Source organism: Chimaeribacter sp. YP20170169, assembly GCF_056739715.1.
This window is the reverse complement of sequence record NZ_CP176824.1, coordinates 3,585,027-3,611,578: the sequence shown is the minus strand read 5'-3', so window position 1 is coordinate 3,611,578 and position 26,552 is coordinate 3,585,027. Positions and strand designations below refer to the sequence as shown.

17 protein-coding genes, 5 tRNA genes and 3 rRNA genes are annotated in these 26,552 nt (G+C 54.6%); 22 read left to right on the top strand and 3 right to left on the bottom strand.

Going from position 1 to position 26,552, the window contains the following annotated elements; genetic code table 11:
* Positions 1–10: 10 nt before the first annotated feature.
* Together fadA and fadB are read right to left on the bottom strand one after the other, a co-directional pair.
* Positions 11–1,177: an acetyl-CoA C-acyltransferase FadA gene (fadA, locus tag ACK3SD_RS16420; RefSeq protein ID WP_481126184.1), complete on the bottom strand. Its 1,167-nt coding sequence runs from the start codon at positions 1,175–1,177 to the stop codon at positions 11–13.
* An 8-nt stretch (positions 1,178–1,185) separates the two neighbouring features.
* The gene (gene fadB / locus ACK3SD_RS16415) at positions 1,186–3,375 is read right to left on the bottom strand and encodes a fatty acid oxidation complex subunit alpha FadB (protein ID WP_481126183.1); all 2,190 of its coding nucleotides are present in this window, start codon (positions 3,373–3,375) and stop codon (positions 1,186–1,188) included.
* Between the two features lie 184 nt (positions 3,376–3,559).
* On the opposite strand from fadB, the gene pepQ reads away from it, so the two are divergent.
* From pepQ to birA, 10 genes are all read left to right on the top strand, one after another.
* A complete protein-coding gene (gene pepQ, locus ACK3SD_RS16410) occupies positions 3,560–4,891 on the top strand; it encodes a Xaa-Pro dipeptidase (RefSeq protein ID WP_481126182.1) in 1,332 nt (443 codons plus the stop codon).
* Positions 4,891–5,514, top strand: a complete 624-nt coding sequence (locus tag ACK3SD_RS16405) for an IMPACT family protein (protein ID WP_481126181.1) — start codon at positions 4,891–4,893, stop codon at positions 5,512–5,514. The genes pepQ and ACK3SD_RS16405 overlap by 1 nt, the downstream gene beginning before the upstream one ends.
* 20 nt (positions 5,515–5,534) lie before the next feature.
* The gene (gene trkH, locus ACK3SD_RS16400; protein WP_481126180.1) at positions 5,535–6,986 is read left to right on the top strand and encodes a Trk system potassium transporter TrkH; all 1,452 of its coding nucleotides are present in this window, start codon (positions 5,535–5,537) and stop codon (positions 6,984–6,986) included.
* An 18-nt stretch (positions 6,987–7,004) separates the two neighbouring features.
* Positions 7,005–7,535, top strand: a complete 531-nt coding sequence (gene hemG / locus ACK3SD_RS16395) for a menaquinone-dependent protoporphyrinogen IX dehydrogenase (RefSeq protein WP_481126179.1) — start codon at positions 7,005–7,007, stop codon at positions 7,533–7,535.
* A gap of 417 nt (positions 7,536–7,952) precedes the next feature.
* A 16S ribosomal RNA gene (locus ACK3SD_RS16390) occupies positions 7,953–9,493 on the top strand.
* An 81-nt stretch (positions 9,494–9,574) separates the two neighbouring features.
* A tRNA-Glu gene (locus ACK3SD_RS16385) sits at positions 9,575–9,650 on the top strand.
* A gap of 211 nt (positions 9,651–9,861) precedes the next feature.
* Positions 9,862–12,771: ribosomal RNA gene (locus ACK3SD_RS16380) — 23S ribosomal RNA — on the top strand.
* An 87-nt stretch (positions 12,772–12,858) separates the two neighbouring features.
* Positions 12,859–12,974 (top strand): 5S ribosomal RNA (rrf, locus tag ACK3SD_RS16375).
* The 16S, 23S and 5S rRNA genes sit together here with 1 tRNA gene alongside, the layout of an rRNA operon.
* A gap of 222 nt (positions 12,975–13,196) precedes the next feature.
* Positions 13,197–14,231, top strand: coding sequence for a UDP-N-acetylmuramate dehydrogenase (gene murB, locus ACK3SD_RS16370; protein ID WP_481126178.1), 1,035 nt, complete (start codon positions 13,197–13,199; stop codon positions 14,229–14,231).
* Entirely contained in the window at positions 14,228–15,187 is a 960-nt protein-coding gene (gene birA, locus ACK3SD_RS16365; RefSeq protein ID WP_481126177.1) for a bifunctional biotin--[acetyl-CoA-carboxylase] ligase/biotin operon repressor BirA, read from the top strand. The genes murB and birA overlap by 4 nt, the downstream gene beginning before the upstream one ends.
* Before the next feature lie 25 nt (positions 15,188–15,212).
* Here the strand turns inward: birA and coaA are convergent, their stop codons facing one another.
* Positions 15,213–16,163, bottom strand: coding sequence for a type I pantothenate kinase (gene coaA / locus ACK3SD_RS16360; protein WP_137764591.1), 951 nt, complete (start codon positions 16,161–16,163; stop codon positions 15,213–15,215).
* A gap of 483 nt (positions 16,164–16,646) precedes the next feature.
* Between coaA and ACK3SD_RS16355 the strand changes: the two genes are divergently transcribed.
* The 12 genes from ACK3SD_RS16355 to rpoB all read left to right on the top strand — a co-directional run bounded on the left by ACK3SD_RS16355 (position 16,647) and on the right by rpoB (position 26,455).
* Positions 16,647–16,722, top strand: a tRNA-Thr gene (locus ACK3SD_RS16355).
* A 14-nt stretch (positions 16,723–16,736) separates the two neighbouring features.
* Positions 16,737–16,821, top strand: a tRNA-Tyr gene (locus ACK3SD_RS16350).
* A gap of 132 nt (positions 16,822–16,953) precedes the next feature.
* Positions 16,954–17,028 (top strand) — tRNA-Gly (locus ACK3SD_RS16345).
* A gap of 6 nt (positions 17,029–17,034) precedes the next feature.
* Positions 17,035–17,110 (top strand) — tRNA-Thr (locus ACK3SD_RS16340).
* Between the two features lie 108 nt (positions 17,111–17,218).
* A complete protein-coding gene (gene tuf / locus ACK3SD_RS16335) occupies positions 17,219–18,403 on the top strand; it encodes an elongation factor Tu (protein WP_137761935.1) in 1,185 nt (394 codons plus the stop codon).
* A gap of 234 nt (positions 18,404–18,637) precedes the next feature.
* Complete coding sequence (gene secE / locus ACK3SD_RS16330; protein ID WP_137764590.1) at positions 18,638–19,021, top strand: preprotein translocase subunit SecE; 384 nt, start codon at positions 18,638–18,640, stop codon at positions 19,019–19,021.
* 1 nt (position 19,022) lies between these two features.
* Positions 19,023–19,568: a transcription termination/antitermination protein NusG gene (nusG, locus tag ACK3SD_RS16325; protein WP_137764589.1), complete on the top strand. Its 546-nt coding sequence runs from the start codon at positions 19,023–19,025 to the stop codon at positions 19,566–19,568.
* 162 nt (positions 19,569–19,730) lie between these two features.
* Entirely contained in the window at positions 19,731–20,159 is a 429-nt protein-coding gene (gene rplK, locus ACK3SD_RS16320; RefSeq protein ID WP_072933574.1) for a 50S ribosomal protein L11, read from the top strand.
* A 3-nt stretch (positions 20,160–20,162) separates the two neighbouring features.
* A complete protein-coding gene (rplA, locus tag ACK3SD_RS16315; protein WP_137764588.1) occupies positions 20,163–20,867 on the top strand; it encodes a 50S ribosomal protein L1 in 705 nt (234 codons plus the stop codon).
* Positions 20,868–21,174: 307 nt separating this feature from the next.
* Positions 21,175–21,672, top strand: a complete 498-nt coding sequence (rplJ, locus tag ACK3SD_RS16310) for a 50S ribosomal protein L10 (RefSeq protein ID WP_481126176.1) — start codon at positions 21,175–21,177, stop codon at positions 21,670–21,672.
* A gap of 63 nt (positions 21,673–21,735) precedes the next feature.
* Complete coding sequence (rplL, locus tag ACK3SD_RS16305) at positions 21,736–22,101, top strand: 50S ribosomal protein L7/L12 (protein ID WP_137764586.1); 366 nt, start codon at positions 21,736–21,738, stop codon at positions 22,099–22,101.
* Between the two features lie 325 nt (positions 22,102–22,426).
* A complete protein-coding gene (gene rpoB / locus ACK3SD_RS16300; protein ID WP_137764585.1) occupies positions 22,427–26,455 on the top strand; it encodes a DNA-directed RNA polymerase subunit beta in 4,029 nt (1,342 codons plus the stop codon).
* Positions 26,456–26,552: the final 97 nt, after the last annotated feature.

The window sequence follows — 26,552 nt, the reverse complement described above, 5'->3', positions numbered from 1 at the left end:
TCGTCTGCCGTCAGGCCAGCCGTTCAAACACCGTCGCGATCCCCTGTCCCAGCCCGATGCACATGGTGGCCACGCCAAATTGCACGTCACGATCTTCCATCAGGTGCAGCAGGGTCGTGGAGATGCGTGCGCCAGAGCACCCCAGCGGGTGGCCGAGGGCAATTGCGCCGCCATTCAGGTTCACCTTCTCATCCAGCTGCTCCAACAGGCCGAGATCCTTGATGCACGGCAGCGTCTGGGCGGCAAATGCCTCATTCAGTTCGAACAGGCCGATGTCCCCCACGCTCAGCCCGGCGCGTTTCAGCGCCAATTGGGTGGCTGGCACCGGGCCATAGCCCATGATCGAGGGATCGCAGCCCACCACCGCCATTGCGCGGATGCGCGCCCGCGGGGCCAGTCCCAGCGCACGGGCGCGGGACTCGCTCATGACCAGCATCGCGGCCGCGCCGTCCGAAAGGGCAGAGGCACTGCCGGCGGTGACTGTGCCGTTAGCCGGATCGAACGCCGGTTTCAGCGCCGCCAGCGCCGCCACATTGGTCTCCGGCCGGATCACCTCGTCATAGTCGAGGCGGAACAGCACGCCATCGGCATCATGGCCGCCGGTGGGCGCGATCTCACGCTTGAAGCGGCCAGCCACCGTGGCAGCATGGGCGCGCTGGTGGGAGCGGGCAGCAAACTCATCCTGCATCTCGCGGCTGATGTGGTGCATCTTCGCCAGCATCTCTGCCGTCAGCCCCATCATGCCCGCTGCCTTGGCGACGGTGCGGCTCAGGCCAGGGTGGAAATCCACACCGTGGTGCATCGGCACGTGGCCCATGTGCTCGACGCCGCCAATCAGGCTCACCTGCGCGTCGCCGACCATAATGGCGCGGGCGGCGTCATGCAGCGCCTGCATGGAGGAGCCGCACAGCCGGTTGACCGTCACGGCTGGCACGCGGTGCGGGATCTCCGCCAGCAGCGCGGCGTTGCGGGCGATGTTGAAACCTTGCTCCAGCGTCTGCTGCACGCAGCCCCAGTGGATGTCATCTATTTCGCCCGGATCCAGCGCCGGATTGCGGTTCAGCAGCGCCCGCATCAGGTGCGCCGAGAGATCTTCCGCCCGCACCTGACGGAAGGCACCGCCCTTGGAGCGGCCCATCGGCGTGCGGAGTGCATCTACGATTACGACATTTTCCATCATTCACCTCATGCCGGCGTGCCGGCGGCGATATCCACCGGCGGCGTGGTTTCAGGGTAGTAGCGGCCATTGCTCTCCGCCTTGGCGCGCAGCCCGGCTGGCACCTGGTAGAGCGGCCCCAGCGCGGCGTAGCGCTCGGCCAGTGCCACATAGTGGCGGCTGCCCAGTGTGTCCAGGTAGCGGAATACCCCGCCGTGGAAGGGAGGGAAGCCCAGACCGTAGACCAGCGCGATGTCCGCCTCGGCCGGGCTGGCGATAATCCGCTCCTCCAGACAGCGCACCACTTCGTTGATCATCGGGATCATCATGCGCGCGATAATCTCCTCGCCGCTAAAATCACGATCCGCGCCGCGCACCGCCGCCAGCAGCGGATCAACCGCCTCATCCGGCGTTTTGCGCGGCTTGCCTTTGCTGTCTTCACTGCAACGGTAGAAGCCCGCGCCACTCTTCTGGCCGAAGCGCTGCTGTTCAAACAGCACGTCCACCGCATCGCGGTAATCTTTGCCCATCCGATCCGGGAAGCCTTGCGCCATCACGGCCTGCGCGTGGTGGGCAGTGTCGAGGCCGACCACATCCAGCAGGTAAGCCGGCCCCATCGGCCAGCCAAACTGTTTCTCCATCACCTTATCGACCTGGCGGAAGTCCGCGCCATCGCGCAGCAGCAGGCTGAAACCGGCCAGATAGGGGAACAGCACGCGGTTGACGAAGAAGCCGGGGCAGTCATTCACCACTACTGGCGTCTTGCCCATCTGGAGGGCGTAGGCCACCACCGTCGCCAGCGTGCGGTCAGAGGTCTGCTCGCCGCGCACCACTTCGACCAGCGGCATCCGGTGCACCGGGTTGAAAAAGTGCATACCGCAGAAGTTTTCCGGCCGCTTCAGCGCCTGCGCCAGCTGGCTAATGGGGATGGTGGAGGTATTGGAGGCCAGCACGCACTGTGCGTCCAGTTGCGCCTCGGCTTCGGCTAGCACCGCGGCTTTGACTTTCGGGTTCTCTACTACCGCTTCCACCACCACCTGCACCTGATCCAGACCGGCGTAGGCCAGCGTCGGCTGGATAGCGGCGAGGGTTTTCGCTAGCCCCAGCCCATCCAGCTTGCCGCGCTCCAGTTGCTTGTTGAGCAATTTGCCAGCTTCATTCATGCCGAGCGTCAGGGACTTCTCATTAATATCCTTCATCAGCACCGGCACGCCTTTCAGCGCTGACTGGTAAGCGATGCCGCCGCCCATGATGCCAGCGCCCAGCACTGCCGCTTTGGTCGGTGCCTGAGTCTGCTTAGCCCGCTTTTTCGCCTCGCCCTTCACATACTGGTCGTTGAGGAAGATGCCCACCAGCGCGCGCGCCTGAGGCGAGCCAGCCAGCGGCACAAAGGCGGCGGTCTCCAGCTTCAGCGCCTCCTCCCGGCCATGTTTCGCCGCGGCCTCAATGGTCTTGACCGCCGCCAGCGGGGCCGGGTAGTGCGGGCCAGCCTGCTGCATCACCAGCCCTTTGGCGACATTGAAACTCATCGCCGCCTCAATCCTGGAGAGCTTCAGTGGCTCCAGCTTTGGTTGGCGTGCCGCGCGCCAGTCGAGCTGGCCGTCAATCGCCTGACGCAGCATCTGCAAGGCCGCCGGCAGCAGCTTCTCGTCGCTGACCACCGCATCCACCAGCCCCAGTTTCAATGCTTCCGCCGCCGGCAGATCTTTCCCAGCAGTGATGATCTCCATCGCGCTGTCCGCCCCCAGCAGGCGTGGCAAGCGGACAGAGCCGCCGAAGCCCGGCATGATGCCCAGCTTGGTCTCCGGCAGGCCGATGCGGGCGTCTGGCGTGGCCACGCGCAAGTCGGTCGCGAGTACGCACTCACACCCGCCGCCGAGGGCATAGCCATTGATCGCCGACAGCGTCGGGACGGGCAGATCCTCCAGCCGGTTGAAGATTTGGTTGGCAAAGCCCAGCCACGCGGCCAGCTTCTCTGGCGGGGCGTCAAACAGTGACAAGAATTCGGTGATATCCGCCCCAACAATAAAGGCGGCCTTGCTGGAACGCAGCAGCACACCTTGCAGATTGGGCAGGGATTCCAGTACCGCAACGGCTTCGCCCAGGCTGGCGACCGTCTTGGTGTCGAGCTTGTTGACCGAGCCTGGGGCATCAAACACTAGCTCGGCAATGCCGTTCTCCAGCCAGTGTAGGTGCAGGGTATCGCCTTGATAGAGCATCTCTCTCTCCTGAATCAGCGCATGAACTGGTATGACCAGATGTCAGGGAGTGTGGTGACTATGTTAATAATTTGCAAATGAATCGTTGTTTATTTGCCGAAGGGATCACAAACCGCTGGAGGCTACGCCCCTACTGTGGCTGTGGTAATATGCCCGGATCATGTGAAGCTAAAAGGATACTGTGATGGAAACGCTCTCTTCGCTTTATAAAGACCATATCGCTACCCTCCAGCAACGGACCCGCGAGGCGCTAGCGCGCCATCAACTCGACGGTTTGCTGATCCACTCCGGCGAACCGCTGACGGTATTCCTGGATGACCATGACTACCCCTTCAAGGTCAATCCCCAGTTCAAGGCCTGGGTGCCGGTCACCCAGGTGCCGCACTGCTGGCTGTGGGTGGATGGCGTGAACAAGCCGAAGCTGTGGTTCTACGCGCCGGTGGATTACTGGCACAAGGTGGAGCCGCTGCCGGAGAGCTTCTGGACGGAAGAGGTCGAGGTGATCGCGCTCAAGAGCGCCGATGAGATTGCCAGCCTGCTGCCCGCCGCCCGTGAGCGCATCGCTTACCTCGGTTATGCCCAGCCGCGTGCGCGCCAGCTTGGCTTTAGCGCCGATAACATCAACCCACAGGGCGTGATTGACTATCTCCATTACTACCGCGCCTATAAGACCAGCTATGAGCTGGCCTGTATGCGTGAGGCGCAGAAGCTGGCGGTGGTGGGCCATCAGGCGGCGTATGAGGCATTCCTCTCTGGCCTCAGCGAGTTCGACATCAATATGGCCTACCTGACTGCCACCGGCCACCGCGATACCGATGTGCCTTACGGCAACATCGTAGCGCTGAATGAGCACGCGGCGGTGCTGCACTATACGCAGCTGGAGCAGCGCGCACCGACGGAGCTGCGCAGTTTCCTGCTGGATGCGGGCGCGGAGTATAACGGCTATGCCGCTGACATCACCCGCACCTATGCCGCCCAGCCAGAGAGTGATTTCGCGGCGCTGGTCAGCGATCTCAATGAGCAGGAGCTGGCGGTGATCGCCACCCTCAAGCCGGGCACCCGTTACACCGATTACCATGTGCAAATGCACCACCGCATCGCCAGCCTGCTGAAAAAGCACGATCTGGTGCAGGGGCTGAGTGAGGAAGCAATGGTGGAGCAGGGGCTGACCACGCCATTCCTGCCGCATGGTCTGGGGCATCCGCTGGGGTTGCAGGTGCATGACGTCGCCGGCTTTATGCAGGATGACCACGGCACCCATCTCGCCGCGCCCTCCCGCTATCCTTTCCTGCGCTGTACCCGTGTGCTGGAGCCGGGCATGGTGCTGACCATCGAGCCGGGCCTCTACTTTATTGATTCCCTGCTGGCACCGTGGCGGGAAGGGGAGTTCAGCCAGCACTTCAACTGGTCACGCATTGAGGCGCTGAAGCCTTACGGCGGTATCCGCATTGAGGACAACGTGGTCATCTACGCGGATCGCATTGAGAACATGACCCGCGACCTGAAACTGGCCTGATGCAACCCTACCCAATACCCGCTGAAACGGTCACTGTCAGCGAAGAGATTAAAAAGAGCCGCTTCATCACCCTGCTGGCCCATGCGGAGGGAACGGAAGCCGCCAAGGCGTTCGTCCAGCAGTGCCGACAGGAACACCCCGACGCCCGGCACCACTGCTGGGCGTTTGTGGCGGGCGCGCCGGGGGATTCCCAGCAGCTCGGCTTCTCTGATGATGGCGAGCCTTCCGGCACGGCGGGCAAGCCAATCCTTGCCCAACTGCTCGGCAGCGGGGTAGGGGAGGTGGTCGCCGTGGTAGTGCGCTACTACGGCGGCATCAAGCTGGGCACCGGTGGGCTGGTGAAAGCCTATGGCAGCGGCGTACAACAGGCGCTGAAAAGCCTGCCCACCCAGCAGAAGGTGCCGCAGGCTGAGTTCTTCCTGCTGTGTGACTATGCGCACCTCTCCATGATTGAGACGCTGCTGGCGCAGTATCAGGGCACGCTGCTGGAGGGGGAGTATGGCGCGCAGGTCACGTTACGGGTGGCGCTGCCGCAAACCGTGACCGAAACGGTTTCCGCACGTTTGCGTGATCTGAGCCGGGGGGCGCTCACACTAAAACCGGTATCCTCTCCGCCGTCATAAATCGCCTACGGAGAGGCGCCATGCAATATCGCACCATTACCCGGATCGTCGGGCTGTTGGTCATGCTCTTTTCCGGCACCATGTGGGTGCCCGGCGCGGTCGCCCTGATCTACCGTGACGGCGCGGGACGTGCCTTTATCCAAACGTTTGTCGCCGCGCTGCTCATCGGTGTGCTGCTCTGGCTACCCAACCGAACCCAGAAGCAGCCGCTGAAAGCGCGCGAGGGCTTTCTGATTGTCGTGCTGTTCTGGACAGTGCTTGGCAGCGTCGGCGCCCTTCCTTTCCTCTTTATTGACAAGCCAGCGCTTTCACTGACTGATGCCCTCTTTGAATCCTTCTCCGGGTTAACCACTACCGGTGCTACGGTGCTGGTGGGGCTGGACCACCTGCCGAAGGCCATCCTCTTCTACCGGCAGATGCTGCAATGGTTTGGTGGGATGGGCATTATTGTGCTGGCTGTGGCTATCCTGCCGATCCTGGGTGTCGGGGGAATGCAGCTCTACCGGGCAGAGATGCCGGGGCCACTGAAAGACAATAAAATGCGCCCGCGCATCGCGGAGACCGCCAAAACGCTCTGGCTTATCTATTTACTGTTGACCATCAGTTGTGCGCTGGCGCTGCGCGGTGCCGGGATGCCGTGGTTCGATGCCATCACCCACAGTTTCTCGACCATCGCCATTGGCGGGTTCTCCACCCACGATGCCAGCATCGGCTACTTCAATAATCCCACCATTAATACGCTGGTGGCACTGTTCCTGCTGATCTCCGCCTGCAATTTTGGCCTGCACTTCGCCCTGATCACCAATCGCCGGATCGGTGTCTATTGGCGTGACCCGGAGTTCCGCATCTTTATTCTGATACAGTGCACCCTGACGGCGATCTGCACGCTGGTGCTGTGGCGGCATGAACTCTACCCATCCAGCCTGCTGGCGCTGAATCAGGCTTTCTTCCAGGCGGTCTCCATGTCCACCACGGCGGGCTATACCACGGTCAGCATCGCTGGCTGGCCGCTGTTCCTGCCGATTTTGCTGCTCTGCTCCTCCTTTATCGGTGGCTGCGCTGGCTCGACCGGCGGTGGGATGAAAGTGATCCGCGTGCTGCTGCTCTCCCTGCAAGGCTCACGTGAAATGAAAAGGTTGGTGCATCCCAATGCGGTCTATACCATTAAGCTGGGGAACCGGATGCTGCCGGATCGCATCATTGAGGCCATCTGGGGATTCTTTTCCGCGTATGCGCTGGTGTTCATCGTCTGTATGCTGGCGGTGTGCGCCACAGGCGTGGATGAGTTCACCGCTTTTTCTGCGGTTGCCGCGACGCTGAATAACCTTGGCCCAGGGCTGGGCAGGGTCGCCGACAACTTTAATACGATGAATGAGCCGGCAAAGTGGATACTGATGATTGCCATGCTGTTCGGCCGGCTCGAAGTTTTTACCCTTTTGGTACTGTTCACCCCGACCTTCTGGCGTGACTAACCAAAACAGGAGCAACAGATGAAAGCACTCCTTCTCTATTCCACCACTGATGGACAAACCCGTGCCATCGCCTCTTATCTGGCAAGCTGTCTGAAGGAGACATTGCCATGCGACGTGGTGGATCTTCAGAATGCTGGGCAACTGCCGCTGGCAGAGTATGGCGTGGTGGTAATTGGTGCATCGATTCGCTATGGCCACTTCAATCCGGCGCTGGATAAGTTCGTAAAACAACATGCCGAAATGCTGAATCGGCTACCTACCGCTTTTTATGGCGTGAATCTCACCGCGCGCAAACCGGAAAAGCGTACGCCGCAGACCAATCCCTATGTCCGCAAGTTCCTGCTGGCTTCCCCCTGGCAGCCTACACGCAGCGCGGTGTTTGCTGGCGCCCTGCGTTACCCTCGCTACCGCTGGCTGGATAAGGTGATGATCCGCTTTATTATGAAAATGACCGGCGGAGAGACGGACACCAGTAAAGAGGTGGAGTACACGGACTGGAACGATGTGGCCGCCTTTGCCCAGGAAATCGCGCGAATCGCGGGTAAATAGTAGGCATATCGCCGTTTATTGCCGCGTTGTGGTGAAAAAAACTGCGGTCAGATAATTTTTTAAAATTAGGGGTTGCGGCCTGCCGAGAACTCCCTATAATGCGCCTCCACTGACCGGGAACAACGACCAACACGTCGCCGGGTCAGCGGAGAGGCCCTCAGCGGAGACGCTGAAAACACTAGAAAATAGTGCTTGACTCTCCGGTGGGAAAGCGTAATATGTGCCTCCCACGTTACCGAAACGAAACGGTAACGACTGCTCTTTAACAATTTATCAGACAATCTGTGTGGGCACTCACAAGACGATATCGAGCATCTTCGGATGCACAAAATATTAAGTCTTGAAGAGTGACTAACTGAAGTAAAATTCAAACAGTAACCTTTGAGCATCGCTACCTTGTGTAGCACATCAAGCTTTTAATTGAAGAGTTTGATCATGGCTCAGATTGAACGCTGGCGGCAGGCCTAACACATGCAAGTCGAGCGGCAGCGGGAAGTAGCTTGCTACTTTGCCGGCGAGCGGCGGACGGGTGAGTAATGTCTGGGGATCTGCCTGATGGAGGGGGATAACTACTGGAAACGGTAGCTAATACCGCATAACGTCGCAAGACCAAAGCGGGGGACCTTCGGGCCTCGCGCCATCAGATGAACCCAGATGGGATTAGCTAGTAGGTGGGGTAATGGCTCACCTAGGCGACGATCCCTAGCTGGTCTGAGAGGATGACCAGCCACACTGGAACTGAGACACGGTCCAGACTCCTACGGGAGGCAGCAGTGGGGAATATTGCACAATGGGGGAAACCCTGATGCAGCCATGCCGCGTGTATGAAGAAGGCCTTCGGGTTGTAAAGTACTTTCAGCGAGGAGGAAGGCGGTAAGGTTAATAACCTTGCCGATTGACGTTACTCGCAGAAGAAGCACCGGCTAACTCCGTGCCAGCAGCCGCGGTAATACGGAGGGTGCAAGCGTTAATCGGAATTACTGGGCGTAAAGCGCACGCAGGCGGTTTGTTAAGTCAGATGTGAAATCCCCGAGCTTAACTTGGGAACTGCATTTGAAACTGGCAAGCTAGAGTCTCGTAGAGGGGGTAGAATTCCAGGTGTAGCGGTGAAATGCGTAGAGATCTGGAGGAATACCGGTGGCGAAGGCGGCCCCCTGGACGAAGACTGACGCTCAGGTGCGAAAGCGTGGGGAGCAAACAGGATTAGATACCCTGGTAGTCCACGCTGTAAACGATGTCGATTTGGAGGTTGTGCCCTTGAGGCGTGGCTTCCGGAGCTAACGCGTTAAATCGACCGCCTGGGGAGTACGGCCGCAAGGTTAAAACTCAAATGAATTGACGGGGGCCCGCACAAGCGGTGGAGCATGTGGTTTAATTCGATGCAACGCGAAGAACCTTACCTACTCTTGACATCCAGAGAACTTGGCAGAGATGCCTTGGTGCCTTCGGGAACTCTGAGACAGGTGCTGCATGGCTGTCGTCAGCTCGTGTTGTGAAATGTTGGGTTAAGTCCCGCAACGAGCGCAACCCTTATCCTTTGTTGCCAGCGATTCGGTCGGGAACTCAAAGGAGACTGCCGGTGATAAACCGGAGGAAGGTGGGGATGACGTCAAGTCATCATGGCCCTTACGAGTAGGGCTACACACGTGCTACAATGGCGCATACAAAGAGAAGCGAACTCGCGAGAGCAAGCGGACCTCATAAAGTGCGTCGTAGTCCGGATTGGAGTCTGCAACTCGACTCCATGAAGTCGGAATCGCTAGTAATCGTGGATCAGAATGCCACGGTGAATACGTTCCCGGGCCTTGTACACACCGCCCGTCACACCATGGGAGTGGGTTGCAAAAGAAGTAGGTAGCTTAACCTTCGGGAGGGCGCTTACCACTTTGTGATTCATGACTGGGGTGAAGTCGTAACAAGGTAACCGTAGGGGAACCTGCGGTTGGATCACCTCCTTACCTAGAGATATTTGACTGTGCAGTGCTCACACAGATTGTCTGATAGATGTACGAGCAAAGCGTCTGCGAAGCTGACCACGTGTCCCCTTCGTCTAGAGGCCTAGGACACCGCCCTTTCACGGCGGTAACAGGGGTTCGAATCCCCTAGGGGACGCCACTTGCTGATGATGGGTGAAAGACATTATCAACCGATATCTTAAAGCTGACTTACGAGTCAGGTTTACGATATTTGCTCTTTAACAATCTGGAACAAGCTGAAAATTGAAACCTTACAGCCCTGTCTCTCTCCGTAGAAGTCTTGAGAGATGGCGCATGTAAGAGAGTCTCTCAAATAATCACACCCTGATGGAAACATCTTCGGGTTGTGAGGTTAAGCGACTAAGCGTACACGGTGGATGCCTAGGCAGTCAGAGGCGATGAAGGGCGTGCTAATCTGCGATAAGCGTCGGTAAGCTGATATGAAGCGTTATACCCGACGATACCCGAATGGGGAAACCCAGTGTGATACGTCACACTATCTCTGCATGAATACATAGTGCAGTGAGGCGAACCGGGGGAACTGAAACATCTAAGTACCCCGAGGAAAAGAAATCAACCGAGATTCCCCCAGTAGCGGCGAGCGAACGGGGAACAGCCCAGAACCTGAATCAGTTTGTGTGTTAGTGGAAGCGTCTGGAAAGTCGCACAGTAAAGGGTGATAGTCCCGTACACAAAAATACACAGGCTGTGAGTTCGATGAGTAGGGCGGGACACGTGACATCCTGTCTGAATATGGGGGGACCATCCTCCAAGGCTAAATACTCCTGACTGACCGATAGTGAACCAGTACCGTGAGGGAAAGGCGAAAAGAACCCCGGCGAGGGGAGTGAAATAGAACCTGAAACCGTGTACGTACAAGCAGTGGGAGCCTTGATTTATCAGGGTGACTGCGTACCTTTTGTATAATGGGTCAGCGACTTATATTTTGTAGCAAGGTTAACCGAATAGGGGAGCCGTAGGGAAACCGAGTCTTAACTGGGCGTCTAGTTGCAAGGTATAGACCCGAAACCCGGTGATCTAGCCATGGGCAGGTTGAAGGTTGGGTAACACTAACTGGAGGACCGAACCGACTAATGTTGAAAAATTAGCGGATGACTTGTGGCTGGGGGTGAAAGGCCAATCAAACCGGGAGATAGCTGGTTCTCCCCGAAAGCTATTTAGGTAGCGCCTCGTGAATTTATCTTCGGGGGTAGAGCACTGTTTCGGCTAGGGGGCCACCCCGGCTTACCAACCCGATGCAAACTGCGAATACCGAAGAATATTATCACGGGAGACACACGGCGGGTGCTAACGTCCGTCGTGAAGAGGGAAACAACCCAGACCGCCAGCTAAGGTCCCAAAGTCATGGTTAAGTGGGAAACGATGTGGGAAGGCATAGACAGCCAGGATGTTGGCTTAGAAGCAGCCATCATTTAAAGAAAGCGTAATAGCTCACTGGTCGAGTCGGCCTGCGCGGAAGATGTAACGGGGCTAAACCATGCACCGAAGCTGCGGCAGCGACGCTTAGGCGTTGTTGGGTAGGGGAGCGTTCTGTAAGCCTGCGAAGGTGGACTGTGAGGTCTGCTGGAGGTATCAGAAGTGCGAATGCTGACATAAGTAACGATAAAGCGGGTGAAAAGCCCGCTCGCCGGAAGACCAAGGGTTCCTGTCCAACGTTAATCGGGGCAGGGTGAGTCGACCCCTAAGGCGAGGCTGAAAAGCGTAGTCGATGGGAAACAGGTTAATATTCCTGTACTTGGTGTTACTGCGAAGGGGGACGGAGAAGGCTAGGCTGGCCAGGCGACGGTTGTCCTGGTTTAAGCGTGTAGGGGGAGAAGGCAGGTAAATCCGCTTTCTTGTTAACCCTGAGGCGCAATGACGAGCCACTACGGTGGTGAAGTAGCTGATGCCCTGCTTCCAGGAAAAGCCTCTAAGCTCCAGGTAACACGAAATCGTACCCCAAACCGACACAGGTGGTCAGGTAGAGAATACTCAGGCGCTTGAGAGAACTCGGGTGAAGGAACTAGGCAAAATGGTGCCGTAACTTCGGGAGAAGGCACGCTGGCATGTAGGTGAAGGGACTTGCTCCCAGAGCCGAAGCCAGTCGCAGATACCAGCTGGCTGCAACTGTTTAATAAAAACACAGCACTGTGCAAACACGAAAGTGGACGTATACGGTGTGACGCCTGCCCGGTGCCGGAAGGTTAATTGATGGGGTTAGCGGCAACGCGAAGCTCTTGATCGAAGCCCCGGTAAACGGCGGCCGTAACTATAACGGTCCTAAGGTAGCGAAATTCCTTGTCGGGTAAGTTCCGACCTGCACGAATGGCGTAATGATGGCCAGGCTGTCTCCACCCGAGACTCAGTGAAATTGAACTCGCTGTGAAGATGCAGTGTACCCGCGGCAAGACGGAAAGACCCCGTGAACCTTTACTATAGCTTGACACTGAACATTGAGCCTTGATGTGTAGGATAGGTGGGAGGCTTTGAAGTGTGGACGCCAGTCTGCATGGAGCCAACCTTGAAATACCACCCTTTAATGTTTGATGTTCTAACTCGGCCCCGTTATCCGGGGTGAGGACAGTGTCTGGTGGGTAGTTTGACTGGGGCGGTCTCCTCCTAAAGAGTAACGGAGGAGCACGAAGGTTAGCTAATCACGGTCGGACATCGTGAGGTTAGTGCAAAGGCATAAGCTAGCTTGACTGCGAGAGTGACGGCTCGAGCAGGTGCGAAAGCAGGTCTTAGTGATCCGGTGGTTCTGAATGGAAGGGCCATCGCTCAACGGATAAAAGGTACTCCGGGGATAACAGGCTGATACCGCCCAAGAGTTCATATCGACGGCGGTGTTTGGCACCTCGATGTCGGCTCATCACATCCTGGGGCTGAAGTAGGTCCCAAGGGTACGGCTGTTCGCCGTTTAAAGTGGTACGCGAGCTGGGTTTAGAACGTCGTGAGACAGTTCGGTCCCTATCTGCCGTGGGCGTTGGAAGATTGAGAGGGGTTGCTCCTAGTACGAGAGGACCGGAGTGAACGCACCACTGGTGTTCGGGTTGTCATGCCAATGGCACTGCCCGGTAGCTAAGTGCGGAAAAGATAAGCGCTGAAAGCATCTAAGCGCGAAACTTGCCTCAAGATGAGTCTTCCCTGGGGCCTTGAGCCTCCTGAAGGGACGTTTAAGACGAAGACGTTGATAGGCCGGATGTGTAAGTGCAGCGATGCATTGAGCTAACCGGTACTAATGACCCGTGAGGCTTAACCTTACAACACCGAAGGTGTTTTTAGAGACACGATATTCAGCTTGGTTCAGATATCTGATGGCCCGGTGGGCGGTCAGAGCACAGAATTTGCCTGGCGGCACGAGCGCGGTGGTCCCACCTGACCCCATGCCGAACTCAGAAGTGAAACGCCGTAGCGCCGATGGTAGTGTGGGGTCTCCCCATGCGAGAGTAGGGAACTGCCAGGCATCCATTCACAAAACAGCCTCATGCGACAGCATGGGGCTTTTTTGTTGTCTTAAAATCATCATTTTGCTTATTTTTCCTGCTATTTATTTAGCTCATCCCGCCAAAATCACTGCCGATCAATTCACTATTTCCATTACAGAAGCGATAACTGATAAACAAGCGATCTGCATTGATTAGGATCGGGTAGACTATCCGGGATCACGTTGAGATGAGTTTTCGTAATGGCTAATCCAGTATCTTTGCATCCTTATAATACTTTCCATATAGCAGCCAGCGCCCAACAGCTGGTTATTGCGACGACTGTGGAGCAGCTGCACGCGGCATGGCAGGAAGCCAGGCATCAACAACACGATGTATTGTTGATGGGCGAGGGGAGCAATATGCTTTTCCTCGAGGATTTTGGTGGCACTGTTATCCTGAACCGCATCATGGGTATCACCCTGACTGAGTCGGCCACTGATTGGCGTCTGCATGTTGGTGCCGGTGAGAATTGGCATCAGTTGGTGTGTTATTCCCTGGAACAGGGGATTATGGGCCTGGAGAATCTGGCGCTCATCCCAGGATGTGTAGGCTCCTCGCCAATCCAAAATATCGGTGCCTACGGCGTCGAATTAAAACAGGTATGTGAATATGTGGACGTGCTCGATCTGGAGAACGGTAAAACATTCCGCTTGAGTAACGAAGCCTGCCAATTTGGATACCGTGAAAGTGTATTCAAGCATCATTATCGCCAAGGATACGCGGTCATTGCCGTTGGTTTTAAACTTACCAAACAGTGGCAGCCGGTATTGGCCTATGGCGATCTGCGTAATCTGGACAGCACTACGGTTACCGCAAAAGAGGTGTTTGAAGCGGTCTGCCAAATGCGGCGCAGTAAATTACCCGACCCTGCTGTCACTGGGAATGCAGGTAGCTTCTTCAAAAACCCTGTCGTGCAGCCGGCGGCATTTGAGAAAATTAAAAAAGAGTTTCCGACCGTGCCGGCTTACCCTCAGCCCGATGGGGCTATCAAATTGGCGGCTGGCTGGTTAATTGACCAGTGCCATTTGAAAGGATATGCCCAAGGCGCCGCAGCTGTTCACCGTAATCAGGCGCTGGTATTGATTAATCAGGGTGGGGCGTCAGGTGCAGAAATTAAGGCCCTGGCCCGGCATGTGCGTGAAACGGTAGCAGAACGCTTTGGTATTTGGTTGGAGCCGGAGGTGCGTTTTATTGCGGCTCATGGAGAAGTGGACGCAGTAGGAGCATTGGCATGAAAGATTACACCACCCCTTTACGGCTGATCGCGATCCTTGCTGACGGCGAGTTCCACTCTGGCGAACAGGTGGGCACAGCATTGGGCATGAGCCGCGCTGCTGTTAACAAGCATATCCACACTATCCGCGAATGGGGCTTGGATATCTTTACCGTTCCAGGTAAGGGCTATAGCTTGCCTGCACCCATACAGTTACTGGATGAAGAGAAGATTCTGACGACCCTGCCGGAAGGGCAAGTGACGGTGTTATCCGTCATTGACTCCACCAACCAATACTTGATGGAACGCATCCACCAATTGAAATCGGGTGACGCGTGTGTGGCTGAATATCAGCAAGCAGGCCGGGGAAGGCGCGGCCGACAATGGGTTTCGCCATTTGGAGCAAACCTCTATCTATCGATGTTCTGGCGTCTGGAGCAGGGGCCTGCTGCCGCCATGGGATTGAGCCTGGTTATAGGTATCGTGATGGCGGAAGTCTTGCAGAACCTGGGTGCAGAAGATGTGCGGGTCAAATGGCCTAATGATCTCTACCTGCGTGACCGGAAACTGGCTGGAATTCTGGTAGAACTGACAGGAAAAACCGGTGATGCGGCTCAACTGGTTATCGGTGCCGGTATCAATCTGGCAATGCGTGAATCATCCAGTCAAGCTATCAATCAGGGATGGATTAACCTGCAAGAGGCGGGCGTGAATATCGATCGCAATCAACTGACAGCCATGATCTTAAAAGAGTTGCGTCAGGCCCTACGCCAGTTTGAGATTGAGGGCTTAGTGCCATTTATTTCGCGCTGGAATCGGCTGGATAATTTCAAGGATCGCCAAGTAAAACTGTTGATTGGCGAACAGGAGATATTCGGCATTGCACGAGGAATCGATAATCAGGGCGGGCTGCTTTTGGAACGTGAAGGGGAGATCAAGCCCTTTATTGGTGGCGAAATCTCCCTGCGCAGCGCATAACTCAAAGTGGGGGACATCCCCGCCTCTATTTTCTTAAACGTACCGATTCGACGGCATGATTGGCACTTTTCGTCATAATTAAGCTAGCGCGTTCTCGGGTCGGTAATATATTTTGTTGCAGGTTCAACCCATTAATTTCCTGCCATAACTGCGTAGCGATATTAATCGCCTCCGGTTCTGGCAACTTCGCATAATTATGGAAGTAGGAGTTGGGATCGGAGAATGCGCCTTGGCGGAACTTCAGGAAGCGATTGATATACCATCGTTGCAGCAACGCTTCCGGGGCATCAACATAAATAGAAAAGTCCACAAAATCAGAGACAAATACGCGATGTGGATCATGTGGATAATCCATGCCACTCTGTAGGACATTCAATCCCTCAAGGATCAGAATATCTGGCTGCTCTATTGTTTTATTGCCATCAGGAATGATGTCGTAAATAAGATGCGAGTAAACAGGCGCAGTAACTTTCTGAGCACCAGATTTTACTTCAGAAACAAACCGCACCAGGTTGTGCATATCATAGGATTGCGGAAAGCCTTTCTTCTTCATTAATCCACGTTCCTGCAATACCTTGTTCGGATGCAAGAAACCATCGGTGGTAATGAGTTCAACAGTGCGATGCTCAGGCCACCGGCTGAGTAACGCCTGAAGTAAGCGAGCTGTCGTGCTTTTCCCGACCGCCACACTACCGGCAATGCCGATAACATAGGGAATTTTTTGCCCATCAGTGCCAAGGAATTGCTCGAGCACCGCCTGACGACGCAAGTTAGAACTGATGTAGAAATTTAACAGTCGTGAAAGGGGCAGATAGATCTGTGCCACTTCCTCTAAAGACAAATCTTCATTGATCCCTTTTAACTTGACGATCTCTTCTTCCGTCAGCGTGAGGGGGACTGAATCACGCAGCGCCGCCCATTGGGTTCGATCAAACTGTAGATAGGGCGTCGCCAGCGATTGGTCTTTCTTGGTCATAAGCTACGTCTGCCTGTTAGCGCAGGTCGGGAGAGGCGTAATAGCCAGCCCAGACAGTAAACAAGCCGACCATTATAAACACCTTCGTTTTTTCCGTAGACAATTTTCTCACAAGCACATGTTTTCTTTGGGAGCTGGATTACAACTCCTTATGCAGATCCACAAGTCAGCCTAATTGATTGCTACCAGGAGAGTGTAACGTAACCACTCTAAAACGCGGTATCACCAGTAAGATAAGAGCGAACACTCGACCTGCGGGGTTCAGAAAGGCGTGTAAATAGAGAAGCGGGACGAATTGATTTTGAGCAATAACGTGGGCTGGTGCAAAGGGGTAAAAATGATTTTTGAGTATTATTTCAACAAGACAGGGCAGCTTCGATAACAAATCAGCCTGTTTTGGATGAAAACTGAGCGGAAGCACACAGAAAGCAATTTTTTTGTTGCATAGGTGCCGATGTCTCCCTAGAATGCGCTGCACTTGATGCCGGCTTAGCTCAGTAGGTAGAGCAACTGACTTGTAATCAGTAGGTCACCAGTTCGATTCCGGTAGCCGGCACCATTATCAAGTACTCAGGTGGGGTTCCCGAGCGGCCAAAGGGAGCAGACTGTAAATCTGCCGTCACAGACTTCGAAGGTTCGAATCCTTCCCCCACCACCAAATTCACCCTAGCGATAGGGTAAGCTTGGAGCCACTCAAAAGGCTTCAGGTGAAGTTGGAAGAGACGAACGATACCAATCCTCTTTCAGCTTTAACAATCTACAGAAAAATCAGGTAGCCGAGTTCCAGGATGCGGGCATCGTATAATGGCTATTACCTCAGCCTTCCAAGCTGATGATGTGGGTTCGATTCCCACTGCCCGCTCCAAGATGTGCTGATATAGCTCAGTTGGTAGAGCGCACCCTTGGTAAGGGTGAGGTCGGCAGTTCGAATCTGCCTATCAGCACCACTTCTTTTTTTCTCGCCCCTGATTATCTTTCTGTTGTGGATTCAGCAAGCACTTGCTTGGTTAATGTGGTGAAACCACCGATTTACTCGTGTATTAGAGGGACAATCGATGTCTAAAGAAAAGTTTGAACGTAAAAAACCGCACGTTAACGTCGGTACTATCGGCCACGTTGACCACGGTAAAACAACGCTGACCGCTGCAATCACTAACGTACTGGCTAAGAAATTCGGTGGCCAGGCTCGTGCTTTCGACCAGATCGATAACGCGCCGGAAGAAAAAGCACGTGGTATCACCATCAACACCTCTCACGTTGAGTACGATACCCCGAGCCGTCACTACGCACACGTTGACTGCCCAGGGCACGCCGACTACGTGAAAAACATGATCACCGGTGCTGCTCAGATGGACGGCGCGATCCTGGTTGTTGCTGCGACTGACGGCCCGATGCCGCAGACCCGTGAGCACATCCTGCTGGGTCGTCAGGTAGGCGTTCCTTTCATCATCGTGTTCCTGAACAAATGTGACATGGTTGATGACGAAGAGCTGCTGGAACTGGTTGAGATGGAAGTGCGTGAGCTGCTGTCTCAGTACGACTTCCCGGGCGACGACACTCCGGTAATCCGTGGTTCTGCTCTGAAAGCGCTGGAAGGCGAAGCAGAGTGGGAAGACAAGATTGTAGAACTGGCCGAAGCACTGGACAGCTACATCCCGGAACCAGAGCGTGCGATTGACAAGCCGTTCCTGCTGCCGATCGAAGACGTGTTCTCCATCTCCGGCCGTGGTACCGTTGTGACCGGTCGTGTAGAGCGCGGCATCATCAAAGTGGGTGAAGAAGTTGAAATCGTTGGTATCAAAGACACCGCGAAATCCACTTGTACCGGCGTTGAAATGTTCCGCAAACTGCTGGACGAAGGCCGTGCAGGCGAGAACGTAGGTGTTCTGCTGCGTGGTATCAAACGTGAAGAGATCGAACGTGGTCAGGTACTGGCTAAGCCGGGCACCATCAAGCCGCACACCAAGTTCGAATCTGAAGTGTACATCCTGTCCAAAGAAGAAGGCGGTCGTCACACTCCGTTCTTCAAAGGCTACCGTCCGCAGTTCTACTTCCGTACTACTGACGTGACTGGTACCATCGAACTGCCGGAAGGCGTTGAGATGGTAATGCCGGGCGACAACATTCAGATGGTTGTTACCCTGATCCACCCGATCGCGATGGACGACGGTCTGCGTTTCGCAATCCGTGAAGGCGGCCGTACTGTTGGTGCGGGCGTTGTTGCTAAAGTTATCGCTTAATCGCTGATAATATTTGACGCAATACGTACTGAAAGGGCATCATTCGATGCCCTTTTCTACGCTGTGACGTTAGAACCTATCTCATCAGCGATTTTATGTCATAATCATTGGTGAGATGGGCTCTGGGCTATAGCGTAAATACCGAGTTTGCGCTCTAAGAGCATCAATCGGTTTGGTTTGCCTCGCGACGCGAGGCAAAGTTGTTTGTTCTAAATCATTGTGACAGGTTGGTTTATGAGTGCGAATACCGAAGCTCAAGGGAGCGGACGCGGCCTGGAAGCGGTAAAGTGGTTGGGTGTCGCCCTATTATTGGTCGTCGCCATCGTCGGTAACTATCTCTACCGTGAGTATAGCCTGCCACTGCGAGCATTGGCTGTTGTCATCCTGATCGCCCTGGCGGGCGCGCTGGCACTGACGACGACGAAAGGTAAAGCCACTGTCGCTTTCGCCCGCGAAGCGCGTACTGAAGTACGCAAAGTAATCTGGCCGACCCGCCAGGAAACGCTGCACACCACACTCATCGTCGCCGCGGTTACTGCCGTGATGTCACTGATTCTGTGGGGCCTGGATGGTATTCTGGTCCGCCTGGTATCATTTATTACTGGCCTGAGGTTCTAAGATGTCTGAAGCTCCAAAAAAACGTTGGTACGTCGTTCAGGCGTTCTCCGGCTTTGAAGGCCGCGTAGCCCAATCGCTGCGTGAGCATATCAAATTACATGACATGGAAGAGCTGTTTGGCGACGTCATGGTTCCGACCGAAGAGGTTGTTGAAATCCGTGGCGGTCAGCGTCGTAAGAGCGAGCGCAAGTTCTTCCCTGGCTATGTTCTGGTCCAGATGGTCATGAACGATGCAAGCTGGCACTTAGTTCGCAGCGTACCGCGTGTAATGGGCTTCATCGGGGGTACTTCCGATCGTCCTGCGCCGATCAGCGATAAAGAAGTGGATGCGATCATGAACCGCCTGCAACAGGTGGGTGACAAGCCACGTCCGAAAACGCTGTTTGAGCCGGGTGAGCTGGTTCGTGTTAACGATGGTCCGTTCGCTGACTTTAACGGTGTGGTTGAAGACGTTGACTATGAGAAGAGCCGCCTGAAGGTGTCTGTTTCTATCTTTGGTCGCGCAACACCGGTTGAGCTGGACTTTAGTCAGGTAGAGAAGGGCTGATTACGTTTCACCCAATTTTCTCTATTTGCTAGTTGTAAGAGGCGCGAAATTGAACTACAATTTCGCGCCTTTTGTTTTTAGACGTCGCCATTATGGCGGCGGCTTCGTAAAAGAACGGGGAGCCTGTTACCAGGCGATATAACCCAAATCGAGGATATTTAGATGGCTAAGAAAGTACAAGCCTACGTTAAGCTGCAAGTTGCAGCTGGCATGGCTAACCCGAGCCCACCGGTAGGTCCGGCTCTGGGTCAGCAGGGTGTGAACATCATGGAATTCTGTAAGGCGTTCAATGCTAAGACTGACAGCATTGAAAAAGGTCTGCCGATTCCGGTTGTTATCACTGTTTACTCTGACCGTTCCTTCACTTTCGTTACCAAAACCCCGCCGGCAGCTGTGCTGCTGAAAAAAGCGGCTGGTATCAAATCTGGTTCCGGCAAGCCGAACAAAGATAAAGTGGGTACTGTGACCCGTGCTCAGGTACGTGAAATCGCAGAGACCAAAGCTGCGGACATGACTGGTTCTGACGTTGAAGCGATGACTCGCTCCATCGAAGGTACTGCTCGTTCCATGGGCCTGGTAGTGGAGGATTAAGAAATGGCTAAGCTGACCAAGCGCATGCGCGTGATCCGTGACAAAGTTGATGCAACTAAACAGTATGACATCAACGAAGCCGTTGCCCTGCTGAAAGAGCTGGCCACTGCTAAATTCGTAGAAAGCGTTGACGTTGCTGTTAACCTCGGCATCGACGCTCGTAAATCTGACCAAAACGTTCGTGGCGCTACCGTTCTGCCGCACGGCACCGGTCGTTCTGTTCGCGTTGCCGTATTTACCCAAGGCGCAAACGCTGAAGCTGCTAAAGCTGCAGGCGCTGAGCTGGTAGGTATGGAAGATCTGGCTGACCAGATCAAGAAAGGCGAAATGAACTTCGACGTAGTGATTGCCTCCCCGGATGCAATGCGCGTTGTAGGTCAACTGGGTCAGGTTCTGGGCCCGCGCGGCCTGATGCCGAACCCGAAAGTTGGTACTGTAACTCCGAACGTTGCTGAAGCGGTTAAGAACGCTAAAGCAGGTCAGGTTCGCTACCGTAACGACAAAAACGGCATCATCCACACCACCATCGGTAAAGTGGACTTTGACGCTGACAAACTGAAAGAGAACCTGGAAGCACTGCTGGTTGCGCTGAAAAAAGCAAAACCGTCTACTGCTAAAGGCGTTTTCATCAAGAAAGTTAGCCTGTCCACCACCATGGGTGCTGGCGTTGCGGTTGACCAAAGCGGCCTGAACGCAGCAGCGAACTAATCGCGCTGTATTTAACGCTTTACGCGGGCGTTGGTTTTGTATAAAATCTGACGCCCGTTGTTTCGCTAAGTGCGAAACCAAGATTTTTTCGGTTGGAGCCTGGCCTAATCCAGGCCTCCGTCCAAGACCGCAGGTGCTTCGTCAGGGGCTTAATTTTCCTGCGTAGACGGTGACAGAGCCTAAAGAAAATTTTTAATTGTCTTTGCTGGATTCTGCTCACCGTGTTTGAACGTCTGTCATCGATACTCGATAGCAGGCGAAGTGAGTTCCGGGGGTTTTCCCCGGCCCAATCCAGGAGCAAAAGCTAATGGCATTAAATCTTCAAGACAAACAAGCGATTGTTGCTGAAGTCAACGAAGTAGCCAAAGGCGCGCTGTCTGCGGTTGTTGCGGATTCCCGCGGCGTTACCGTTGACAAAATGACCGAACTGCGTAAAGCAGGCCGTGAAGCTGGCGTATACATGCGTGTTGTTCGCAACACCCTGATGCGTCGCGTCGTTGAAGGTACTCCTTTCGAGTGCCTGAAAGACACGTTTGTCGGTCCGACCTTGATTGCATTCTCTAACGAACACCCGGGCGCTGCTGCTCGTCTGTTCAAAGAGTTCGCTAAAACGAATGCAAAATTCGAGGTTAAAGCTGCGGCCTTTGAAGGTGAGCTGATCCCTGCGGCGCAAATCGACCGCTTGGCAACGCTGCCGACTTACGAAGAAGCAATCGCACGCCTGATGGCAACCATGAAAGAAGCCTCTGCTGGCAAACTGGTTCGTACTCTGGCTGCACTGCGCGATCAGAAAGACGCGGCTTAATCGCCCGCTTTTTCATCGCGTTGCTAACGTATAATCTATTTCTGAATTTTAGGAACAATTGTTATGTCTATCACTAAAGAGCAAATTCTGGACGCAGTTGCAGAAATGTCCGTAATGGACGTTGTTGAACTGATCTCCATGATGGAAGAAAAATTCGGCGTTTCCGCTGCTGCTGCTGTAGCTGTAGCTGCTGGCCCGGCTGAAGCTGTTGAAGAAAAAACCGAGTTCGACGTAGTTCTGGCTGCTGTTGGCGCTAACAAAGTTGCTGTTATCAAAGCAGTACGTGGCGCAACTGGCCTGGGTCTGAAAGAAGCTAAAGACCTGGTAGAATCTGCTCCGGCAGTTCTGAAAGAAGCCATCAGCAAAGACGACGCTGAAGCTCTGAAAAAATCCCTGGAAGAAGCTGGTGCTTCTGTTGAAGTTAAATAAGTTAACTTCCCAGGTTGCAGCCTGACTTAAAAGGCTGATGGCTGGTGACTTTTCGGTCACCAGCCTTTTTGCGCTCTAGGCGTCAGTGGTCTTTCACACTGTTTAACCACTGAACAGCCTCAATATTTATTTCTATCGACGCCTTAATATACTGCCGCTCCCTGTGACAGACCGCTTCTCGATCAAAGTGCAATGAAATGATTTAAGAGTGATAGAAACGAATATTGCGGAAAGTCTTTCGCTTTCCGATCGACATAAATGGTGTTGTAGAACTGTCCTTTAGGACGGACAGAGTGGGTCACTGATCAGCGAGCTGAGGAACCCTATGGTTTACTCCTATACCGAGAAAAAACGCATTCGTAAGGACTTTGGTAAGCGTCCACAAGTTCTGGACGTACCATATCTCCTTTCTATCCAGCTTGACTCGTTCCAGAAGTTTATCGAGCAAGATCCAGAAGGGCAGTACGGGCTTGAAGCGGCATTCCGTTCTGTTTTTCCCATCCAGAGCTATAGCGGTAATTCGGAGCTGCAATACGTTAGCTACCGTCTTGGTGAGCCGGTATTCGACGTTAAAGAATGCCAGATCCGCGGTGTAACATATTCTGCGCCACTGCGCGTTAAATTGCGCCTGGTTATCTATGAGCGCGAAGCACCGGAAGGTACGGTTAAAGACATCAAGGAACAAGAAGTCTACATGGGTGAAATTCCGCTCATGACCGAAAACGGTACCTTTGTAATTAACGGGACTGAGAGGGTTATCGTATCTCAGCTGCACCGTAGTCCTGGTGTCTTCTTTGACAGCGATAAGGGTAAAACCCACTCGTCGGGTAAAGTGCTCTATAACGCACGTATCATCCCTTACCGTGGTTCCTGGCTGGATTTCGAGTTTGACCCGAAAGACAACCTGTTTGTACGTATTGACCGTCGCCGCAAATTGCCAGCGACCATCATTCTGCGTGCACTGAATTACACCACTGAGCAGATCCTCGACCTGTTCTTCGACAAAGTTGTCTTCGAAATTCGTGACAACAAGTTGCAGATGGAACTGGTGCCTGAGCGCCTGCGCGGTGAGACTGCCTCCTTCGATATCGAAGCTGATGGCAAAACTTACGTCGAAAAAGGCCGCCGTATCACGGCTCGCCATATCCGTCAGCTGGAGAAAGATGGCGTTGAGCGCATCGAAGTCCCGGTTGAGTACATTGCGGGTAAAGTGGTCGGTAAAGACTACATCGACGAGAGCACCGGTGAGCTGATTTGTGCCGCGAACATGGAACTGTCCATGGATCTGCTGGCCAAGCTGAGCCAGTCTGGTCACAAGCGCATTGAGACGCTGTTTACCAACGACCTGGATCACGGCCCATACATCTCTGAGACGCTGCGCGTCGACCCAACCAACGATCGTCTGAGCTCGCTGGTTGAGATCTACCGCATGATGCGTCCGGGCGAGCCGCCGACGCGTGAAGCAGCGGAAACGCTGTTCGAGAACCTGTTCTTCTCCGAAGATCGTTACGATCTCTCTGCCGTTGGCCGGATGAAGTTCAACCGTTCTCTGCTGCGCGACGAGATCGAAGGTTCCGGTATCCTGAGCAAAGACGACATCATTCAGGTGATGAAGAAGCTCATCGATATCCGTAACGGCAAAGGCGAAGTCGATGATATCGACCACCTGGGCAACCGTCGTATCCGTTCTGTCGGTGAGATGGCGGAGAACCAGTTCCGCGTCGGTCTGGTGCGTGTTGAGCGTGCGGTGAAAGAGCGTCTGTCTCTGGGCGATCTGGACACCCTGATGCCTCAGGACATGATCAACGCCAAGCCTATTTCGGCGGCGGTGAAAGAGTTCTTTGGCTCCAGCCAGCTCTCCCAGTTCATGGATCAGAACAACCCGTTGTCTGAGATCACGCACAAGCGTCGTATCTCCGCACTGGGCCCGGGCGGTCTGACCCGTGAGCGCGCCGGCTTTGAAGTTCGAGACGTACACCCAACCCACTACGGTCGTGTGTGCCCAATCGAAACGCCGGAAGGTCCGAACATCGGTCTGATCAACTCCCTGTCTGTGTACGCACAGACCAACGAGTACGGTTTCCTGGAAACCCCGTACCGTCGTGTGGTTGATGGCGTGGTGACGGACGAGATTCACTATCTGTCTGCGATTGAAGAAGGCAACTTTGTTATTGCCCAGGCGAACACCAACCTGGATGAAGAAGGCCACTTCGTAGACGATCTGGTTACCTGTCGTAGCAAAGGCGAATCAAGCCTGTTTAGCCGCGACCAGGTTGACTATATGGACGTATCCACCCAGCAGGTTGTTTCTGTTGGTGCATCCCTGATTCCATTCCTGGAACACGATGACGCCAACCGTGCATTGATGGGTGCGAACATGCAACGTCAGGCAGTTCCGACCCTGCGCGCTGATAAGCCGCTGGTAGGTACTGGTATGGAACGTGCGGTAGCGGTCGACTCCGGTGTAACAGCCGTAGCGAAACGCGGCGGTACTGTTCAGTACGTTGATGCATCCCGTATCGTGATTAAGGTCAACGAAGACGAGATGTACCCAGGCGAAGCAGGCATCGACATTTACAACCTGACCAAGTACACCCGTTCCAACCAGAACACCTGCATCAACCAGATGCCGTGTGTCTCGCTGGGCGAGCCAATCGAGCGCGGCGACGTGCTGGCTGATGGCCCGTCTACCGATCTGGGCGAGTTGGCACTGGGTCAGAACATGCGCGTAGCGTTCATGCCTTGGAACGGCTACAACTTCGAAGACTCCATCTTGGTCTCCGAGCGCGTGGTACAAGAAGATCGCTTCACCACGATTCATATCCAGGAACTGGCGTGCGTCTCCCGTGACACCAAGCTGGGGCCTGAAGAGATCACCGCTGACATCCCGAACGTGGGTGAAGCTGCGCTCTCCAAACTGGATGAATCCGGCATCGTCTATATCGGTGCTGAAGTGACCGGCGGTGACATTCTGGTTGGTAAGGTAACGCCGAAAGGTGAAACCCAGCTGACGCCAGAAGAGAAGCTGCTGCGTGCGATTTTCGGTGAGAAAGCATCGGACGTGAAAGATTCGTCCCTGCGTGTACCGAACGGCGTTTCCGGTACGGTTATCGATGTACAGGTCTTTACCCGCGATGGCGTGGAAAAAGACAAACGTGCATTGGAAATCGAAGAGATGCAGCTGAAGCAGGCGAAGAAAGACCTGACTGAAGAGCTGCAGATCCTGGAAGCCGGTCTGTTTGCGCGTATCCATGCCGCACTGGTATCTGGTGGTGTTGAAGCTGAGAAGCTGGACAAACTGCCGCGTGACCGTTGGCTGGAACTGTCGCTGACTGACGAAGCGAAGCAAAACCAACTCGAGCAGTTGGCTGAGCAGTACGACGAACTGAAATCCGACTTCGAGAAGAAGCTGGAAGCCAAGCGTCGTAAGATCACCCAGGGTGATGATCTGGCACCGGGCGTGCTGAAGATCGTCAAAGTGTATCTGGCCGTTAAACGTCAGATCCAGCCGGGTGACAAGATGGCAGGTCGCCACGGGAACAAGGGTGTTATCTCCAAGATCAACCCGATCGAAGATATGCCTTACGATGAAAACGGTACGCCGGTTGACATCGTTCTGAACCCGCTGGGCGTTCCATCTCGTATGAACATCGGTCAGATTCTGGAGACCCACTTGGGTATGGCCGCGAAGGGCATTGGTGAAAAGATCAATGCTATGCTGAAGAAACATGAAGAAGTTTCCAAGCTGCGCGAGTTCATCCAGAAAGCGTACGAATTGGGCGACGATACCCGTCAGAAGGTTGATCTGAATACCTTCAGCGATGACGAAGTACTGCGCCTGGCAGAGAACCTGAAAAAGGGTATGCCGATCGCGACGCCTGTCTTCGATGGTGCAAAAGAGAAAGAGATCAAAGAGCTGTTGCAGCTGGGTGGTTTGCCGACTTCCGGTCAGATCACACTGTTCGACGGTCGTACCGGTGAGCAGTTCGAGCGCCAGGTTACCGTTGGCTACATGTACATGCTGAAACTGAACCACTTGGTCGATGACAAAATGCACGCGCGTTCTACCGGTTCTTACAGCCTGGTTACTCAGCAGCCGCTGGGTGGTAAGGCGCAGTTCGGTGGTCAGCGCTTCGGTGAGATGGAAGTATGGGCACTGGAAGCTTACGGTGCCGCCTACACGCTGCAAGAAATGCTTACTGTCAAGTCGGATGACGTCAACGGCCGTACCAAGATGTATAAGAACATCGTGGATGGCAATCATCAGATGGAACCGGGCATGCCGGAATCCTTCAACGTACTGTTGAAAGAGATCCGCTCACTGGGCATCAACATCGAACTGGAAGACGAATAGTCTCCTCCCGTTCGATAGTGCAGTTCGCACTCGTCACAGGGGCGCCTGAATTTCGGTTCAGGCGCCTGACAGGTCTAACTCCGACAGGAGCCAATCC